Origin of the sequence: Bacillus sp. VT 712, assembly GCF_001614195.1 — a bacterium.
GTDB classification, from domain to species: domain Bacteria; phylum Bacillota; class Bacilli; order Bacillales; family Bacillaceae_H; genus Priestia; species Priestia flexa.
The window spans coordinates 1-17,938 of record NZ_LWBK01000035.1 but is presented as its reverse complement, the minus strand read 5'-3'; the positions used below and the strand labels follow the sequence as shown (position 1 = coordinate 17,938).

The 17,938-nt window shown below is 39.9% G+C and carries 17 protein-coding genes, 2 rRNA genes and 1 riboswitch; of the genes, 2 read left to right on the top strand and 17 right to left on the bottom strand.

All coding sequences use genetic code 11. The features are described from left to right. Positions 1–162 precede the first annotated feature (162 nt). Positions 163–1,545, top strand: coding sequence for a glycine--tRNA ligase (locus A2U94_RS15280; RefSeq protein ID WP_025909064.1), 1,383 nt, complete (start codon positions 163–165; stop codon positions 1,543–1,545). A gap of 23 nt (positions 1,546–1,568) precedes the next feature. Here A2U94_RS15280 and A2U94_RS15275 read toward each other — a convergent pair whose 3' ends face one another. Further along, positions 1,569–1,874: a YerC/YecD family TrpR-related protein gene (locus A2U94_RS15275; RefSeq protein ID WP_025909065.1), complete on the bottom strand. Its 306-nt coding sequence runs from the start codon at positions 1,872–1,874 to the stop codon at positions 1,569–1,571. 121 nt (positions 1,875–1,995) lie between these two features. After that, positions 1,996–3,744 carry an adenine deaminase C-terminal domain-containing protein gene (locus A2U94_RS15270; protein ID WP_025909066.1) on the bottom strand — a complete coding sequence of 583 codons (1,749 nt, stop codon included), beginning with the start codon at positions 3,742–3,744 and terminating at the stop codon, positions 1,996–1,998. Between the two features lie 83 nt (positions 3,745–3,827). Here A2U94_RS15270 and A2U94_RS15265 point away from each other — a divergent pair, with 83 nt between their 5' ends. After that, complete coding sequence (locus A2U94_RS15265; RefSeq protein ID WP_025909067.1) at positions 3,828–4,073, top strand: YgaP family membrane protein; 246 nt, start codon at positions 3,828–3,830, stop codon at positions 4,071–4,073. A 37-nt stretch (positions 4,074–4,110) separates the two neighbouring features. Here A2U94_RS15265 and purD read toward each other — a convergent pair whose 3' ends face one another. The 15 genes from purD to A2U94_RS15190 form a co-directional block, all read right to left on the bottom strand. Next, positions 4,111–5,385, bottom strand: a complete 1,275-nt coding sequence (purD, locus tag A2U94_RS15260; RefSeq protein WP_025909068.1) for a phosphoribosylamine--glycine ligase — start codon at positions 5,383–5,385, stop codon at positions 4,111–4,113. A gap of 13 nt (positions 5,386–5,398) precedes the next feature. Then, the gene (purH, locus tag A2U94_RS15255; protein ID WP_025909069.1) at positions 5,399–6,937 is read right to left on the bottom strand and encodes a bifunctional phosphoribosylaminoimidazolecarboxamide formyltransferase/IMP cyclohydrolase; all 1,539 of its coding nucleotides are present in this window, start codon (positions 6,935–6,937) and stop codon (positions 5,399–5,401) included. A 99-nt stretch (positions 6,938–7,036) separates the two neighbouring features. Then, positions 7,037–7,615: a phosphoribosylglycinamide formyltransferase gene (gene purN / locus A2U94_RS15250; protein WP_025909070.1), complete on the bottom strand. Its 579-nt coding sequence runs from the start codon at positions 7,613–7,615 to the stop codon at positions 7,037–7,039. Further along, positions 7,612–8,649 carry a phosphoribosylformylglycinamidine cyclo-ligase gene (gene purM, locus A2U94_RS15245; protein ID WP_025909071.1) on the bottom strand — a complete coding sequence of 346 codons (1,038 nt, stop codon included), beginning with the start codon at positions 8,647–8,649 and terminating at the stop codon, positions 7,612–7,614. The genes purN and purM overlap by 4 nt, the downstream gene beginning before the upstream one ends. Positions 8,650–8,675: 26 nt before the next feature. Further along, on the bottom strand, positions 8,676–10,088 hold the full coding sequence (gene purF, locus A2U94_RS15240) for an amidophosphoribosyltransferase (protein ID WP_025909072.1): 1,413 nt from the start codon (positions 10,086–10,088) through the stop codon (positions 8,676–8,678). Further along, a complete protein-coding gene (gene purL / locus A2U94_RS15235; RefSeq protein WP_025909073.1) occupies positions 10,073–12,295 on the bottom strand; it encodes a phosphoribosylformylglycinamidine synthase subunit PurL in 2,223 nt (740 codons plus the stop codon). Before purL ends, purF begins: the two co-directional genes overlap by 16 nt. After that, complete coding sequence (gene purQ / locus A2U94_RS15230; RefSeq protein WP_025909074.1) at positions 12,279–12,962, bottom strand: phosphoribosylformylglycinamidine synthase subunit PurQ; 684 nt, start codon at positions 12,960–12,962, stop codon at positions 12,279–12,281. Before purQ ends, purL begins: the two co-directional genes overlap by 17 nt. After that, positions 12,959–13,210 (bottom strand): phosphoribosylformylglycinamidine synthase subunit PurS, encoded by a 252-nt coding sequence (purS, locus tag A2U94_RS15225; RefSeq protein ID WP_025909075.1) that lies wholly within the window; start codon positions 13,208–13,210, stop codon positions 12,959–12,961. The genes purQ and purS overlap by 4 nt, the downstream gene beginning before the upstream one ends. A gap of 7 nt (positions 13,211–13,217) precedes the next feature. Then, positions 13,218–13,925, bottom strand: a complete 708-nt coding sequence (gene purC, locus A2U94_RS15220) for a phosphoribosylaminoimidazolesuccinocarboxamide synthase (protein WP_025909076.1) — start codon at positions 13,923–13,925, stop codon at positions 13,218–13,220. 74 nt (positions 13,926–13,999) lie between these two features. Next, entirely contained in the window at positions 14,000–15,292 is a 1,293-nt protein-coding gene (gene purB, locus A2U94_RS15215; RefSeq protein WP_025909077.1) for an adenylosuccinate lyase, read from the bottom strand. After that, positions 15,289–16,434 carry a 5-(carboxyamino)imidazole ribonucleotide synthase gene (gene purK, locus A2U94_RS15210; RefSeq protein WP_025909078.1) on the bottom strand — a complete coding sequence of 382 codons (1,146 nt, stop codon included), beginning with the start codon at positions 16,432–16,434 and terminating at the stop codon, positions 15,289–15,291. The genes purB and purK overlap by 4 nt, the downstream gene beginning before the upstream one ends. Beyond that, a complete protein-coding gene (gene purE / locus A2U94_RS15205; RefSeq protein ID WP_025909079.1) occupies positions 16,427–16,915 on the bottom strand; it encodes a 5-(carboxyamino)imidazole ribonucleotide mutase in 489 nt (162 codons plus the stop codon). Before purE ends, purK begins: the two co-directional genes overlap by 8 nt. Positions 16,916–17,048: 133 nt before the next feature. Next, a riboswitch (purine riboswitch) is annotated at positions 17,049–17,151 on the bottom strand. Between the two features lie 83 nt (positions 17,152–17,234). Further along, positions 17,235–17,438 carry an NETI motif-containing protein gene (locus A2U94_RS15200; RefSeq protein WP_025909080.1) on the bottom strand — a complete coding sequence of 68 codons (204 nt, stop codon included), beginning with the start codon at positions 17,436–17,438 and terminating at the stop codon, positions 17,235–17,237. Positions 17,439–17,508: 70 nt separating this feature from the next. After that, positions 17,509–17,624: ribosomal RNA gene (rrf, locus tag A2U94_RS15195) — 5S ribosomal RNA — on the bottom strand. A gap of 65 nt (positions 17,625–17,689) precedes the next feature. Beyond that, positions 17,690–17,938 (bottom strand): 23S ribosomal RNA (locus A2U94_RS15190); the annotation flags it as partial.

Genomic DNA, 17,938 nt, shown 5'->3' with positions numbered 1-17,938 from the left:
AAGGAAAAGGCAATCTGGAGTATATACATGTTTAAGGTGGATACAGTACGTATCAACCAGGGTGGAACCGCGGGAAAATCTCTCGTCCCTGGGCATATGCTTGCATATGCCCAGAGACGAGAGATTTTTTTTATTACATCATTTATTATTGGAGGAATTATTATGAAAAAATCAATGGATCAAATTGTATCTCACGCGAAGCATCGCGGCTTTGTTTTTCAAGGCTCTGAGATTTACGGCGGCTTAGCAAACACTTGGGATTACGGTCCACTTGGCGTAGAACTTAAAAATAATATCAAAAAAGCTTGGTGGAAGAAATTCATTCAGCAGTCTCCTTACAACGTAGGGTTAGATGCTGCTATTTTAATGAATCCAAAAACATGGGAAGCTTCTGGTCACTTAGGAAACTTCAACGATCCAATGATTGACTGTAAAGATTGTAAAGCGCGCCATCGTGCTGATAAATTAATTGAAGAAAAGCTTCAAGAAAAAGATATTGAAATGATTGTAGACGGTCTTTCTTTTGATGAAATGAAAAAGTTAATTGCAGAGCATGAAATCACTTGCCCAGAGTGTGGTTCCGCAAACTTCACAGAAATTCGTCAATTTAACCTAATGTTTAAAACACACCAAGGGGTAACAGAAAGCTCTACAAACGAAATCTACCTTCGTCCTGAAACAGCTCAAGGTATCTTTGTAAACTTTAAAAACGTTCAGCGCTCTATGCGTAAGAAACTTCCTTTTGGCATTGGACAAATTGGTAAAAGTTTCCGTAACGAAATTACGCCAGGTAACTTTACGTTCCGTACGCGTGAATTTGAACAAATGGAGCTTGAGTTCTTCTGTAAACCAGGAACTGAACTAGAATGGTTCGATTACTGGAAGAAAACATGTGAACAGTGGCTATTATCTCTAGGTATGAAAGAAGAGAACATTCGACTTCGTGACCATGATTCAGATGAACTATCTCACTACAGTAACGCAACGACTGACTTTGAATATAAATTCCCATTTGGCTGGGGCGAACTATGGGGCGTAGCATCTCGTACAGACTATGATTTAAAACAACATATGGAGCACTCAGGTGAAGACTTCCAATACGTAGATCAAGAAACAAACGAGCGTTACGTACCATACTGCATCGAGCCTTCTTTAGGCGCAGACCGCGTAACGTTAGCGTACATGATTGATGCATATGAAGAAGAGGAACTAGAAGACGGTTCATCTCGTACAGTAATGCGCCTACACCCTGCTTTAGCACCGGTAAAAGCTGCGGTATTACCGCTTTCCAAAAAGCTTTCAACTGAAGCTCAAGCCGTATTTGCTGAATTAGCAAGCGACTTTATGGTTGACTACGATGACGCAGGTTCAATTGGTAAACGTTACCGTCGTCATGATGAGATTGGTACACCATTCTGTATCACATTTGACTTTGATTCATTAGAAGATAACCAAGTAACGGTTCGTGACCGCGACACAATGGAACAAAAACGTGTGCCAATTAGCGAGCTAAAATCCCTTCTAGAAGAAGCTATTAAATTTTGATAAAGAAAAAGCGTGAGAATGTCTCACGCTTTTTCTTTATCATCTTGCAGGCGCTCTAATACCATTTGATACGCATCGCTACCATAGTTTAAGCAGCGTTTCACGCGTGAAATTGTTGCCGTACTTGCACCTGTTTCCGTTTCAATCTTATGGTACGTATTTCCTTCACGAAGCATACGTGCTACTTCTAAGCGCTGTGCTAATGATTGAATTTCATTAACCGTACACAAATCATCAAAGAATTGATAGCACTCTTCTATATTTTCTAAAGATAAAATTGCTTCGAATAATTGATCTAATTCTTTGCCGCGAAGTTTGTTAATTTGCATGTGCTGAAAACTCCTTTACACTAAACTTTCTATTCATTATCATTTATTCATGTTGTGTTTCATAAACAAAATTCCTGTCTTTTAAACGCTCTATTACAAAATGCTTTTACACTTTTATATTTTAACGCATTATTGACGGAAAAAGTACCTTTTTATTCATTACGTCATAAATTCCTGCCGGTGTCACTCGAATATAAGGTAAATGAGTAGATGAGAAAAAAAGAAGTGAATAGATTGGGTCTTCATGCTGATAGCCTCTTACTCTTAGCTCTTGTTTTAAATGCTCCTCTTGCGTCATTAAGACTTCCATTTTTGCAGTTGACATGCTTCCATTTAGAGTAAGCGGAAGCTCTGCAACGATTTTTTCACCCTCTGCAAGAGCAATGCCTCCACCCATTTCTTTCATTTTATGATAGGCGTATAGCATATCCTTTTTCGATTTTCCAATAAGAATAAAATCTCCCGTACTAGAAAACGAACTTGCTAATCCTTTAACATGCGTCGCAAAACCTTTCAACAGCGTGTTAATTCGCCATTTACCGTAGCGATCAATGAGCATGAAGAAACATTCATCATGGTTTGTATCTAAGCACTCATCCCCTACATTTAGTTGAATTGAGTAAGGCTCCATAATAACTGCGTTTTTCATATAAACACCCATAGGCATTGAAAATTGAAAGTCATCCATCTTAAGATTCCAGTTACAATCAAGCGGTTGAAATTGATACGAAGCCCAAGGGAAATATGTTTCGTTTTCTTTCTGTTCTTCTCCATTCTTTAAAACCCATTTTCCGCTTGAGAGAACGCTTACTGGTGTTGGACTTTCAGGGCCAGCGAGTAGATTAAGATTAGCTATACATCCAACGCCAATATGACCATGTAAGTGTTCAATATTATAATACCGTGCAATATTCGTAGAAACCATTTTATAGGCATCAATGATTGGCACGTGATGTTCAAGTGCTACCTTCACTAGCATATCTGAAACTCCGTCTGTATAAAAAGATGGTGGGGAACCATCCGTATTCATAGTCAAATGTTCATAATAACTGAGGTCTTCTTCATGTAGTTCATCCAAAATTTTCGGAAGGTCGGGACGAATGGAAGAATAGCGTAGCGATACATCGTACCCTAATGACAGCCTTGAAAGAACATCTTTTCCACTCATAGCCTCGTGATCCGCATCTGCTCCAAGCAATTTCATCTTAACAAGCGTTCGTTCTGAAGCTCCTGGGAAATGTCCTTCAATATGCTTTCCTAGCCGCTTTGCTTCCTGGATCCAATGAAGCATAAGATCATCTCCATTTAGCAAACGAGGCCAACTCGTAAGCTCTCCTCCTTGTAGGACTGCATCATGATTTAACCACTTTTTAATATGGGCGTGAGAGAAAATCTCTGCTTCGTTTTCAAATTTCGTTTGAGAATCAAAGCGACACCACCAGTACATCGAATATGGTAGCGTTTTCATTTCTTCGATTAATGAAAATGCTGTTTCTGTATCTACTTGCAGCATAAGCATTAAGTTATCGTTGATTAATGTGGTTGTGCCGTGCTTAGCCGCATACTGTGCAAAAGTATGGGGATTATATAATTGAAACGGATGCACATGAGGTTCAATATAGCCGGGCACAATGTACTGGTCGCGACAGTCAAACACTTCCGCAGATGAATCCAGCACAGCTGGCATTGCTTCACCAACGTACACAATGCGGTCGTTAACAATCCAAATGTTAGCTTTCATCCATTTATTTAAACGAGCATTTAAGTAGGTTGTTCCTTTTAATACAATCGTCGGGGATGTTTGATCACTCACAACCGAAAGCTGATTTCGAATTTGTCTATTTCTCCAACGATACATTCCTATCGACATGCGCTGTGCCTCCTTTTGGTTATACTGAATAGATTCCATTTACAAAATAACTTTTATTAATTTATGAGAAAAGGTGATGAAACATGAGACCAAATATTGGAATCATTAATGCTTTAATTCGACTTACGGTTGGCTTTACCCTGCTTTCTTTGGCAACCTCTCGTTTAACAAGACGCCCTTACCGGGATTCTTATTTATGGTTAGCTTTTTTGGCAGCAATGAAAATTGGTGAAGGAATTACGCGCTTTTGCCCTTTAGTATTTGCTTATGACAAATACCAAGAAGACCAACATGACTACACAGAGCGCCCACCGATTAACCCAAGTTAAAATGACCTAAATAAAAAGAAGAGCGAATGCTCTTCTTTTAGTTCTTTGATGCTTTTTCAAGGGCACGATATCCAATATCTTTTCGATAGAAGAAACCTTTTGCTACATCAATATGATTCATTTGTTTGTATACTTCTTCTTGTGCTTGTGAAAGTGTATCTCCTTTAGCTCCTACTAAAAGAACACGTCCTCCATTTGATACGTATGTTTGGCCATCTAAAGCTGTTCCAGCATGGAAAACAAGCGCTTCTTTGTTGATCTTTTCTAAGCCGTAAATTGGATTTCCTTTTTCATAAGATTCAGGATAACCAGCAGCTGCTAACACAATCCCCATAACGGCTTGATTATCCCACTCAATTTCAACGTCTTCGTTGTTTAAAATGCGAAGTAAAACATCAACTAAATCGCTTTTCATTCGCGGTAATACAACCTGTGTTTCAGGGTCACCAAATCGAGCATTAAATTCAATAACCTTTGGACCTTGCGCTGTTTGAATGAGTCCAGCATATAAAATACCCGTATACTCACAGCCTTCTTCAGCTAACCCTTCTGCCATTGGTAATAAAATTGTTTGAACCGCTTTTTCTACTTCAGCCTCACTGATTTGAGGAACCGGAGAATAAGCACCCATTCCACCAGTATTCGGGCCTTTATCTCCGTCAAACGCACGCTTATGATCTTGTGCAATGACCATTGGATATACCTTTGTACCACGTACGAATGCCATTAATGAAAATTCTTCACCGTCTAAAAATTCCTCAACTACAACAGTGGCGCTAGCTTCCTGGAACTTTTGATCAACCAAGAAGTCATGAAGTGTTTCTACAGCTTCTTCAACAGTTAAAGCGACAGTTACCCCCTTACCAGCAGCTAAGCCATCTGCTTTAATAACAATGGGTGCACCTTGTTTTTCTACATACGCTTTTGCCTCTTCGTAAGACGTAAATGTTTCATATGCAGCGGTAGGAATCTCATACTTTTTCATTAATTCTTTCGCAAAGCTTTTGCTTCCTTCAATCATAGCTGCTTTTTTACGAGGCCCAAAAATCGGCAGACCCTCAGCCTCGAAGCGATCTACAACCCCTTCAATTAGAGGATTTTCAGGGCCTACAATTGTTAGTTTGATATCTCTTTGTTTTGCAAAAGCCACTAGCTCATCATGATTGCTTTCATCGATTGAGACAAGCGTTGCCACGTCACTCATACCTGGATTACCGGGAGCTACAAATACTTCATTTACAAGTGGGCTTTTGGACGCTTTCCATGCAATTGTATGTTCTCTTCCACCTTTTCCGATAACTAAAACATTCACGTTCTTCACCTCATTAATGTTTAAAATGTCTTAAGCCTGTAAATACCATTGTAATGCCGTACTCATCTGCTTTTGCAATCGACTCTTCATCACGAATTGAACCACCTGGTTGAATAATTGCTGTAACACCAGCTTTAGCTGCTGCTTCAACTGTATCTCCCATTGGGAAGAAAGCATCTGATCCTAAAGCTGATCCTTGTGCTTTTTCACCGGCTTGCTCAATCGCAATTTTCGCTGCCCCAACGCGGTTCATTTGTCCAGCGCCTACTCCGACTGTCATATCGTCTTTTGCAAGTACAATCGCATTTGACTTTACATTTTTCACAACTTTCCATGCTAATTTCAAATCTGCCCATTCTTTTTCTGTTGGCTCACGCTTTGTTGGAACAGAAACCGTAGCATCGTCAAAACCAAATACATCTTCGTCCTGAACAAGCACGCCGCCTTTTACAGATGTTAAGAAGGATTCTTTTTGTGCATTTTCATCAAGCTCTACTGTTAGTAGACGTAAATTTTTCTTCGCTGTTAATACATCAATTGCTTCCTGATCAAATGAAGGAGCAATAATGATTTCTAAGAAGATTTCTTTTAATTGAATAGCTGTTTCGCGATCAATTGGACGGTTTGCTGCTACAATACCACCGAATATTGATGTTGGATCTGCTTCGTAAGCTTTTTGATAAGCTTGAGCAATCGTTTCACCCACACCTACTCCACATGGGTTCATATGTTTGATGGCCACAACAGCTGGCTCCGAAAATTCTTTTACAATCTGAAGTGCTGCGTTCGCATCATTAATATTGTTATAAGATAACTCTTTTCCATGCAGCTGCGTAGCCGTTGCAATTGAACCTTTTTGCGTTAATGGTTTTTTATAGAAAGCCGCTTCCTGATGTGGATTTTCTCCGTAGCGTAATCCTTGAACACGCTCATACGTTACTGTTAGCTTTTCAGGAGTCTTTTCACCCGTAATATTTGTTAGGTATTCAGCAATTAACGCATCATAAGCTGCCGTATGACGGAATACTTTCGCTGCTAGGCGCTGGTTTGTTTCAAACGAAACGTTTCCATTTGATTTTAATTCTTCTACTACGGTCGCATAGTCAGTTGGATCGACAACAACTGATACCGAACGATAGTTTTTAGCAGCTGAACGAAGCATTGTTGGTCCACCAATATCAATGTTTTCAATTGCTTCAGCAAGCGTTACATCGTCTTTTTCAATTGTCTTTTTAAACGGGTATAAGTTTACAACTACAAAGTCGATTGGTGAGATATTGTGCTCTTTCATTTGTGCCTGGTGCTCTTCGTTATCGCGTAACGCTAATAAAGCGCCATGAACATTGGGATGTAGCGTTTTTAAACGGCCATCTAAAATCTCAGGAAAACCTGTTACTTCAGAGATACCAATTACATCAATGCCGTTTTCTTCTAGCGTACGCTTTGTACCGCCAGTCGAAATAATTTCCACTCCTAATTCCTTCAGTTCTTTAGCAAATGAAACAATACCTTCTTTGTCAGATACGCTAATAAGCGCGCGTTTTGCTGTCATTTTGTAAACTCCTCCTGATTCGATCTCTCTTTTTATAACTTTCTTACACTATCACTCTACCATAGTAAAGCATTAAAACTTTTTTGACAACCCAGTCTATTATTTAACCACAAGCTGTTGAAACAGCTTGTTGAGTACTTGAGGATAAAACGTATGCTCAATCTCATGGATACGAGCTTCAACAGTTTCTCTTGTGTCTTCCTCATTTACACGAATTGCTTGCTGGTCAATAATCGGCCCCGTATCCATTCCTTCGTCTACAAAATGTACGGTAATACCAATAACCTTTACACCAGCATCAAATGCTTGCCCAATGGCATCCATGCCTGGGAACGCTGGTAATAATGAGGGATGAATATTAACAATTCGATTTTTATATGGTTGAAGTAATGTTGGACCAACTAAGCGCATGTAACCTGCTAATACTAGAAAATCTATGCTATTAGCCTGTAATTCGTTTAGAATTGCTTGTTCATAAGCTGCTTTATCAGGAAAGTCTTTAGGTGAGCAAACAAAGCACGGAATACCACATGCTTTTGCTCGCTCGATTACATACGCTTCTGGCTTATTACAAACCACAAGCTTAATCGTCGCCTTTAATTGACCCGATTGCGTTGCTTCGTATAGAGATTGAAAGTTGCTGCCGTTTCCTGAAGCAAAGACTGCAATATTCATCATCCAAGCACGCCTCCACTAAACTCTACCCCATTGCCTTCTGTCACGCGTCCAATCACAAACGCTTTTTCCCCTTTGCTTTCAATCGCATTGATGACCGCGTTCATTTCTTCTGGCTCTACCGCTAATACAAACCCAATTCCCATATTAAAAACTTCAAACATTTCTTTACGCTCTAAGCCACCATACTCTTGAAGGAAATCAAAGATTTTTGGAATTGGCCAAGAACCGTAGTCAATTTCTACTCCTAAACCATCTGGAAGCATGCGAGGAATGTTTTCAATAAACCCTCCGCCTGTAATATGGGCCATGCCTGCTACTTTTGCTGCTTCTAACGCTTGAAGCACAGGCTTTACATAAATTTTAGTTGGTGTTAAAAGCTCAAGGCCAAGAGCTTGATCAAATCCTTCATATACCTTTTGAAGATCCAGCTTTTGATCATCAACGATTTTTCGAACCAGTGAATAGCCATTGCTATGAATACCGCTTGATGAAATACCTACTAGTAGCTGTCCTGGCTTTACGTTCTCTCCAGTAATAATTTCCGATTTCTCAACCGCTCCAACTGTAAATCCAGCTAAGTCATATTCATCTTCCTCATATAACCCAGGCATTTCCGCTGTTTCACCGCCAATTAATGCACAATTTGACTGCTCGCATCCATCCGCAATTCCTTTTACAATTGCTTCGATTTTTTCAGGGACTGCTTTCCCACATGCAATATAATCCAGGAAATAAAGAGGCTCTGCACCTTGTACAACCACATCGTTTACACACATCGCTACAGCATCAATCCCGATAGTGTCGTGCTTATCCATTTGAAAAGCTAATTTTAATTTTGTACCAACACCGTCTGTTCCTGATACTAAAACAGGCTCTTTTAAGTTTAAGGAAGATAGATCAAACATTCCTCCAAATCCACCCACTGTGCCCATAATACCTTTACGCTCTGTTCGTGCAACGTGCTTTTTAATACGTGAAACGGCCTCGTAGCCTGCTTCTAAGTCAACTCCAGCTTGCTTATATGAATATGACATATTGTCACTCCTTTTTTACATTGAAACTAACAAGTTACTTTCTCATGTGGGTGTACGGTATCAGGATAAATTTCTGTTGGATATTTTCCTGTGAAACAAGCCATACACTGTCCACCATTTTCATAATCTCGACCGATTGCTTCAATTAATCCTTCATTGCTTAAGAACTCCAAAGAGTCCGCTTCAATTAATTCACAAATTTCTTGTACAGAGCGAGTTGCTGCAATTAGCTCGGATGAAGAAGATGTATCAATTCCATAGAAGCATGGATTTTTGATTGGAGGTGCACTAATACGAACGTGAACTTCTTTCGCTCCTGCTTCTCGTAGCATGCGAACGATACGGCGACTTGTCGTTCCTCGAACGATTGAGTCATCAACCATGACAACACGCTTACCTTCTACAATCTTACGCACCGGAGACAGCTTCATTTTCACGCCTTGTTCGCGCAGCTCCTGTGATGGTTGAATAAACGTACGGCCAACATAGCGATTCTTAATTAATCCTAACTCATACGGAATACCTGATTGCTCAGCAAATCCAATGGCCGCTGAAATACTAGAATCCGGAACACCAGTTACAACATCTGCTTCGATTGGAGATTCCATCGCTAGCTGTTTTCCTAGGTTTTTACGTGCTGAATGCACATTAATACCATCAATGTTACTGTCTGGACGTGAGAAATAAATGTATTCCATACTGCAAATTGCACGATTTACATTTAACGTAAAGCGCTCAGATTTTATTCCTTCATCATCAATAATTAACAATTCTCCAGGTTCTACATCACGTTCGTGAACTGCTCCTACAATATCAAATGCACATGTTTCTGATGCCACGACATAAGCATCTCCTAGACGACCAAGTGATAGTGGACGTAAGCCATTTGGATCTAAAGCAACCATCATGGCATCTTCAGTTAAAATAACAAACGCATACGCACCCTTTACCATGGAGAGTGCATTTTTTACTTTGTCTTTCATATCACTATAGCCACTACGCTTAATTAAATGTGCTAACACTTCTGTATCAGAGGTGGATTGAAAAATGCTGCCTTGATTTTCAAGTTGGTGCTTTAGCGCATTGGCATTTACTAAGTTACCGTTGTGAGCTAATGCAATGCTTCCGTTATGAGAGCGGAAGTGAAGGGGCTGAACGTTTTCAAACCCTCCACCTCCTGCTGTTGCATAGCGCACGTGACCGATTGCTGCTTTTCCTTGAAGCTGATCAAGCTCACCGTGGCCGAATACTTCATTTACAAGGCCAACGCCTTTTGCCACGCTGACTTTTTCTCCATTTGTAACGGCAATTCCAGCTCCTTCTTGACCGCGGTGCTGAAGGCTGTGAAGGCCATAGTAAGCGATTTGACTTGCATTTTCATGACCCCATATGCCGAATACGCCACATTCTTCGTTTAAACCTTTTATTTCAGCAAGCATGGAATAGCTCCTTTCCAAGCTTTCGTTAAGTCTTGAACAAATTGTTGTACAACTGCATTTCCTTCATGCTTAATTGTTAATTCTCCGTTTTCAGTTACGCGTCCCACTAGCTTAGCATCCGCAACAATACTCTCGAAAGCCTGTTGATTTTGTGGTGCTACTGTCACAATAAAGCGTGATTGTGTTTCACTAAATAACTCTGCTGTTAGGTCACCGTTCACCGTAACTTCTACTCCAAGCCCACTACCATTCATTACTTTCTCTGCTAGGGCTACCGCAAAACCACCTTCTGCAATATCATGTGCAGATTGTACAGTTCCTTGACGGATTGCTTGAAGAAGCTGATCTTGACGTGCTTTTTCTACTGATAAGTCTAGAGCAGGCGATTGGCCAAATACCTTACCGCTTTCAATTACTTTTTGAAGCTCAGTCCCAGCAAATTCTGCTTTTGCTTCGCCAATTACATAAATTAAGTCTTCTGCTTGTTTGGCATACTGAGTTGTAATATGCTTCACATCGTCAATTAGTCCAACCATTCCAATAACAGGTGTTGGGTAAATTGCTTCACCTTTTGTTTCGTTATAAAGAGACACGTTACCACCGATTACTGGTGTTGAAAGCTGACGGCAAGCGTCGCTCATTCCGTCCGTTGCTTTTTCAATTTGCCAGAAAATTTCCGGCTTTTCTGGATTTCCAAAGTTTAAGCAGTCGGTAATTGCTAAAGGCTGTGCACCTGAACATACAAGATTGCGAGCTGCTTCGGCTACGGCAATGCGTCCACCTACTTCAGGATCTAGATAAAGATAGCGAGAGTTACAGTCGGTTGTCATTGCTAATGCTTTATTTGTATCTCGCACGCGTACAACGGCTGCATCAGAACCAGGTGATACAACTGTATTTGTACGCACTTGATAGTCATATTGATTATAAACCCACTCTTTGTTTGCAATCGTTGGTTGTTGTAAAAGCTTCACTAGCATATCACTATGATTGTCTACTGTTGGTGCGTAAGCAGGTTGAGCTTGAAACTCACGGTAATAAGCTGGCTCTGCTGATGGTTTGTGATACACAGGTGCATCTTCTGCTAACGCATCAACTGGCACATCCGCTACCACTTCACCTTTATGAGTTAACCGAAGGCGTTTGTCATCTGTTACGTGACCAACTGATACTGCTTCTAAACCGTAGCGCTCTACGATATCTACAATCTCTTGCTCACGGCCTTTTTCAACAACGATTAGCATACGTTCTTGTGATTCAGAAAGCATCATCTCGTAAGGAGTCATACCTGTTTCACGCTGAGGTACAAGATCAAGATTCATTTCGATACCAGAACCTGCTTTACTCGCCATCTCTGCTGATGAACTCGTTAAACCAGCCGCTCCCATATCTTGAATACCAACTAATGCATCACATTTAATTAACTCTAAGCATGCTTCAAGAAGAAGCTTTTCCATAAATGGATCTCCCACTTGAACTGCTGGACGTTTTTCATCTGATTGATCTGAAAGTTCCTCTGATGCAAATGTTGCTCCATGGATACCATCGCGGCCCGTTTTAGCACCGACATACATCACCGTATTGCCAACACCTTTTGCTTGGCCTTTTTGGATGTCTTCGTGGTTAATTAAACCTACACACATTGCATTAACTAATGGGTTTCCTTCATAAGAGTCTTCAAACTGAATCTCTCCACCCACTGTTGGGATCCCAACGCAGTTACCGTAACCTGCAATCCCTGCTACTACTTCCTCAAACAAATGACGAACTTTTGGAGACGTCAGCTCTCCGAATCGTAAAGAGTTTAACAGCGCAATTGGTCTTGCTCCCATTGAAAAGACGTCACGGATAATTCCACCTACACCAGTTGCTGCTCCTTGGTAAGGTTCAATGGCTGATGGATGATTGTGACTTTCAATTTTAAATACAACTGCTTGATTATCGCCGATATCAACAATCCCTGCGCCTTCACCTGGTCCTTGAAGTACTTTTTCACCAGTAACAGGGAATTTCTTCAAAACAGGCTTAGAGTTTTTGTAGCTGCAGTGCTCTGACCACATAACAGAGAATAACCCTGTTTCTGTGTAGTTAGGCGTACGACCTAATAATTGCTCTACATTTGCAAACTCTTCATCTGTTAATCCCATATCTCGATATAGCTTTTGCTCTTTAATTTGCTCTACATTTGGTTCAAGAAGTAACGACATTTTGTTCCCTCCACTGCTTTACGATTGATTGAAATAATTTTAGTCCATCTGCGCTACCTAGAATATCACTAACTGCTCTTTCTGGGTGGGGCATCATTCCTAATACATTTCCTGCTTCATTTGAAATTCCTGCGATGTTTTGAAGACTTCCATTTGGGTTATCTTCGTATTGGAAAAGGATTTGATTGTTTTCAACCAATTGTTGTAACGTTTGTTCATCGCAATAGTAATTACCTTCACCATGTGCTACTGGAATTGCAATGATTTCGTCTTTGTCATAAGCATTTGTAAACATAGTTTCATTGTTAGCTACTTTTAAGTTAACGGTTTTACAGATAAATTTTAAATTTTCATTGCGACGCATAGCTCCTGGTAAAAGACCTGCTTCTAAAAGAATTTGGAACCCGTTGCAAACGCCTAATACAGGTTTTCCAGCCGCTGCTGCCTTTTTCACTTCATCCATTACGTTCGAAAAGCGTGCAATTGCACCTGAACGTAAGTAATCTCCGTATGAGAAGCCACCTGGTAACAGGATACCGTCATATTCGTCTAAAGACTTAGCATCGTGCCAAACATATTCTACTTCCTCACCAAGTTCATCTTTAATTGCATGATACATATCTACGTCACAGTTTGATCCTGGGAACACAATTACAGCAAATTTCACTGTACGACAACCTCCTCAACCTCGTAACGATAGTCTTCAATTACTGTATTCACTAAAAGCTTTTCACACATTTCTTTCACTCGCTCATCTAATGCATCTGTGCTATCAATTGTTAGCTCTAAGAACTTACCGATACGAACTTCTTGTACTTCTTCATAAGACATACGGTGTAATGAATTTTTAACGGCTACGCCTTGTGGATCTAGTACGCTTTCTCTTAATGTGACAAATACTTTTACTTTATACATGGTTGGGTTATCCTCCGATTCGCTGTAAGATTTTTTCGTATGCTTCTGTTAAACCGCCTAAATCTCTGCGGAAAACATCTTTATCTAATTTTTCGTTTGTATGAACATCCCAGAAACGGCAAGTGTCAGGTGAAATTTCATCAGCCAAGATGATATCTCCTTGAGACGTACGACCAAACTCTAATTTAAAATCAACTAAGAAAATGTCTCTCTCTTTAAAGAAAGAAGATAATACTTTATTAATTTGAAGTGCTTGTGCTTTTAAGCTATCAATCTCTTCTTGAGTTGCAGCTTGTAGGAAAATGGCATGTTCGTCAAGGATTAACGGGTCTCCTAATGCATCATCTTTGTAATAAAGCTCTACAATTGGATTTTCAAATCGAATACCTTCTTCAACCCCAATACGCTTAGCTAAACTACCGGCTGTTGCGTTTCGAACCACTACTTCAAGCGGAACGATTTCAACCTGCTTTACTGCTTGCTCATAGTCAGATAGTTGTTTTACAAAATGTGTCTGAATTCCTTTTTCATGAAGCATTGAAAATAGCAAACTACTAATTTGGTTATTTAACTTTGCTTTTCCTTCAATCTCAGCTTTCTTTTCACCGTTAAATGCTGTTGCTTCATTTTTGTAAGCAACCCACAGTACATCTTGTTCATTTGTTGCATAAATCTTCTTTGCTTTTCCTTCGTAAAGTAGCCCTTGCTTTTCCATGCTGACACCTCTATATCCAGAATATTCTGATACCCATTTTTGCAGAAAGGCAAGGACTTACCTTGCCTTTTTTATTAAAGACCTAAACGTTCAAAAATCATATCTACACTTTTCAGATGATGCGTATGATCGAAGCAGTCATCAATTTCTTCTGCTGTTAAATGTTTTGTAATGCGCTCTTCTCCTTCGATTAGAGAGCGGAACGGGACTTGTGTTTCCCAAGCTTCCATCGCTTTAGGCTGAACTAGATCATATGCTTCTTCACGAACCATACCTTTGTTAATTAACGTTAGTAACACGCGCTGTGAATAAATTAAGCCGAGCGTACGATCCATATTGCGCTTCATGTTGTCTGGGAATACCGTTAAGTTTTTCACGATGTTTGCAAAACGATTTAACATGTAGTTCAGTGCAATTGTTGCATCTGGTAAGATAACGCGCTCTGCAGAAGAATGTGAGATATCACGTTCGTGCCAAAGTGGTACGTTATCATAAGCTGTTACCATGTATCCTCGAATTAGTCGTGCTAACCCCGTCACGTTTTCTGAACCAATTGGGTTACGCTTATGCGGCATAGCTGATGATCCCTTTTGACCTTTTGCGAAGTATTCTTCTACTTCACGTGTTTCACTCTTCTGAAGGCCGCGAACTTCTACTGCAAACTTCTCAATTGAAGTTGCAATTAACGCTAGTACAGACATATAGTGTGCGTGACGATCACGTTGTAGAGTTTGTGTAGAGATAGGAGCTGGCGAAATACCAAGTTTTTCACATACATACTTTTCAACAAACGGGTCGATGTTAGCAAACGTTCCAACTGCTCCAGACATTTTCCCAAACTCTACTTCAGCAGCTGCTCGCTTCAAACGCTCTAAGTTACGCTTCATTTCTTCGTACCATAACCCCATCTTTAAGCCAAATGTTGTTGGCTCTGCGTGGACACCGTGCGTACGACCCATCATAACCGTATATTTATGTTCTTGTGCTTTTTCTTTTAATACCTCAATAAAGCGCTCAACGTCGTTTACTAAAATATCGTTTGCTTGTTTAAGTAGGTAAGATAAAGCTGTGTCCACAACATCTGTAGAAGTTAAACCATAGTGTACCCACTTACGCTCTTCGCCAAGTGTTTCTGATACCGCACGAGTAAACGCAACAACGTCATGTCGTGTTTCAAGTTCAATTTCATTGATTCGATTAATATCAAAAGATGCATTTTCACGAATTAGCTTTACATCTTCTTTTGGAATGTGTCCTAATTCAGACCATGCTTCACAAGCTAAAATTTCAACTTCTAGCCAAGCTTTAAATTTATTCTCTTCAGTCCAAATTGCTGCCATCTCTGGTCTTGTATAACGTTCAATCATATTGTTAATTCCTCCGTTCTTTCCCATATTCCCAATGATTCGGCTTTTTCTACCGCCTCATCTATCTTATCAGCTAATACAGTAATATGTCCCATTTTTCGTTTATGTTTCGGAACTTTTTTTCCGTACAAATGAAGGTGCATATCGTCTAAATATTCGATTTTTGCCATTGTTTCTTCAATATGCTCTCCTAATAGGTTAACCATAACAGCAGGTTTTAACAATGTTGATTGAACTAGCGGCCAGTTACAAATCGCTCGAACGTGCTGCTGAAATTGCGATAAGCTGCAAGCATTGATTGAATAATGTCCGGAATTATGTGGTCTTGGTGCTAATTCATTAATATAGAGATTGCCTTCTTTTGTTAAGAACATCTCAACAGCAAGAGTCCCAACTAAGTTTAGGCCTTTTGCAATTTCTTTTGCATATTCAATTGCCGTTTGCTCTTGGCTAGCTGTAATACGTGCTGGCACAATGGTTTGGTGTAAAATATGATCTTTATGAATGTTCTCAGCAACTGGTAAGCATACAATGTCGCCTCTCATATTTCGGTGAACGATTACAGAAACTTCTTTATCTAAGTTCATCCATTGTTCTACGATACATTCAGACTGTGATAATAATCCTTCTGCTTCAACTACGTCATGACTGCTTTTTAAAAGAACTTGCCCTTTGCCGTCATAGCCTCCTCTACACGTTTTTACTACGCAAGGATAGCTAATCGTCTCGACAGCCTTTAACAGCTCTTCTTTATTCTTCACAATGGCATACTGAGGTACGTTTAGATTTAGATTAGTAATCATTTCTTTTTCTAAACGACGATTTTGAGTAACTGCTAATAAACGACTTCCTTGTGGCACATAACATTTCGTTTCTAACCACTTCATCATCTCAACATCAACGTTCTCAAATTCATATGTGATTACATCTGAAACTTCTGCAAGTCGTTCAATTGCCTTTCGATCGTCATAGGCACCAATCACTTTAATATCAGCTACTTGACCACATGGAGAGTCTTCTGTAGGTTCTAAAACAGCTATATAGTAACCCATTTCCTTAGCAGCTAGGGCAATCATTCTCCCTAGCTGGCCTCCGCCAACAATCCCTATTGTTTTTCCTGGACGTATAAGAACATTAGACAAGTTGATCACTGCTTTCTAATACGGATAATCGAATTGATTCTCTTCTCTCATCTAGCTGTTTACTAATGCCCGAATCTGATGTACCTAAAATTTGAGCTGCAAGCAAGCCTGCATTTGTTGCTCCTGCTTTGCCGATTGCTACTGTTGCGACCGGAACACCTCCGGGCATTTGAACGATGGACAGCAATGAATCTAAGCCATTCAAGTTACTTGATTTAACCGGTACACCAATCACAGGCAATACTGTTTTTGCAGCAATCATACCTGGTAAATGTGCTGCTCCCCCTGCTCCTGCGATAATAACTTGAATTCCTCTTTCCTTTGCTGTTTCGGCGTATTCAAACATATAATCTGGAGTTCTATGTGCCGATACAACTTTCTTTTCGTAAGCAATATCTAATTCTTCTAAGATGTCACAAGCATGTTGCATTGTAGACCAATCTGACTGACTTCCCATGACAACAGCAACTTTTACATTCATAGATAAAAGCTCCTTTTTTAATTTATAAAAAAAGCCTAGAATGATGTGATTTCCAAAAGGAAAGTCACAATCACTCTAGGCTTTATTAATTCGTACCTTTACTATAAGTTGCAGGATACGAATAGTTAATCCTAATTGATTGTTCTTTCCTCATAGTCCAATAATTTACGGTTATTGGGTAGAAACTCTCAGGCCATATTCCTGAATATTATATGAGGTTTCGTTTCTCTTATTTGCAACTTAATGATAACAGCCAACCATGAAAAAAGTCAACTCAAAAATCGAATATTTAACTTTTAATTTTTAATAATGTTCGTGTTTAAAGTGATTTTCCTTCAAATATGATTTGTTGCTTTACAGGAACATGCTCTTTAACCCCATTCTTGACCGTTTCTTCAAAGATAGGCTTTTCTATTCTTCTCACAGGCATATAGCCATCTTTTTTCATACGATCTAAACAATCAGCAATCGTTTCATTTTCACCTACTTCATACATAGCTTTTTTCTTTTTCTTCTCACTCATAGTAAAATCTCCTTTTTATTCGAGAATATAGAAAAAAGGCTAGTCATTTGACTAGCCTTTTTTCGCTGTTGCCTGGCAACGTCCTACTCTCACAGGGACAAAGTCCCAACTACCATCGGCGCTAGAGAACTTAACTTCCGTGTTCGGCATGGGAACGGGTGTGACCTCTCTGCTATCGTCACCAGACATGATTTGAGATTATTCTCTCAAAACTAGATAACATTTCGCTGAGTACTTCGTGTACTATCGCTTTGGTTAAGTCCTCGATCGATTAGTATCAGTCAGCTACACACGTCGCCGTGCTTCCACCTCTGACCTATCAACCTGATCATCTTTCAGGGATCTTACTAGCTTGCGCTATGGGAAATCTCATCTTGAGGGGGGCTTCATGCTTAGATGCTTTCAGCACTTATCCCGTCCACACATAGCTACCCAGCGATGCCTTTGGCAAGACAACTGGTACACCAGCGGTGTGTCCATCCCGGTCCTCTCGTACTAAG

Excerpts from the sequence above, each read along its gene's own strand:
- A2U94_RS15275 (WP_025909065.1), bottom strand. The coding sequence starts at position 1,874 with ATGCAAATTAACAAACTTCGCGGCAAAGAATTAGATCAATTATTCGAA.
- A2U94_RS15280 (WP_025909064.1), top strand. The coding sequence starts at position 163 with ATGAAAAAATCAATGGATCAAATTGTATCTCACGCGAAGCATCGCGGC.
- purF (WP_025909072.1), bottom strand. The coding sequence starts at position 10,088 with ATGCTTGCTGAAATAAAAGGTTTAAACGAAGAATGTGGCGTATTCGGC.
- purH (WP_025909069.1), bottom strand. The coding sequence starts at position 6,937 with ATGACAGCAAAACGCGCGCTTATTAGCGTATCTGACAAAGAAGGTATT.
- purN (WP_025909070.1), bottom strand. The coding sequence starts at position 7,615 with ATGATGAATATTGCAGTCTTTGCTTCAGGAAACGGCAGCAACTTTCAA.
- purC (WP_025909076.1), bottom strand. The coding sequence starts at position 13,925 with ATGGAAAAGCAAGGGCTACTTTACGAAGGAAAAGCAAAGAAGATTTAT.
- purE (WP_025909079.1), bottom strand. The coding sequence starts at position 16,915 with ATGAATGTAAAAGTTGCTGTTGTCATGGGAAGTCAGTCAGATTGGTCT.
- purB (WP_025909077.1), bottom strand. The coding sequence starts at position 15,292 with ATGATTGAACGTTATACAAGACCAGAGATGGCAGCAATTTGGACTGAA.
- A2U94_RS15270 (WP_025909066.1), bottom strand. The coding sequence starts at position 3,744 with ATGTCGATAGGAATGTATCGTTGGAGAAATAGACAAATTCGAAATCAG.
- purL (WP_025909073.1), bottom strand. The coding sequence starts at position 12,295 with ATGTCGTTACTTCTTGAACCAAATGTAGAGCAAATTAAAGAGCAAAAG.
- A2U94_RS15265 (WP_025909067.1), top strand. The coding sequence starts at position 3,828 with ATGAGACCAAATATTGGAATCATTAATGCTTTAATTCGACTTACGGTT.
- A2U94_RS15200 (WP_025909080.1), bottom strand. The coding sequence starts at position 17,438 with ATGAGTGAGAAGAAAAAGAAAAAAGCTATGTATGAAGTAGGTGAAAAT.
- purS (WP_025909075.1), bottom strand. The coding sequence starts at position 13,210 with ATGTATAAAGTAAAAGTATTTGTCACATTAAGAGAAAGCGTACTAGAT.
- purM (WP_025909071.1), bottom strand. The coding sequence starts at position 8,649 with ATGTCATATTCATATAAGCAAGCTGGAGTTGACTTAGAAGCAGGCTAC.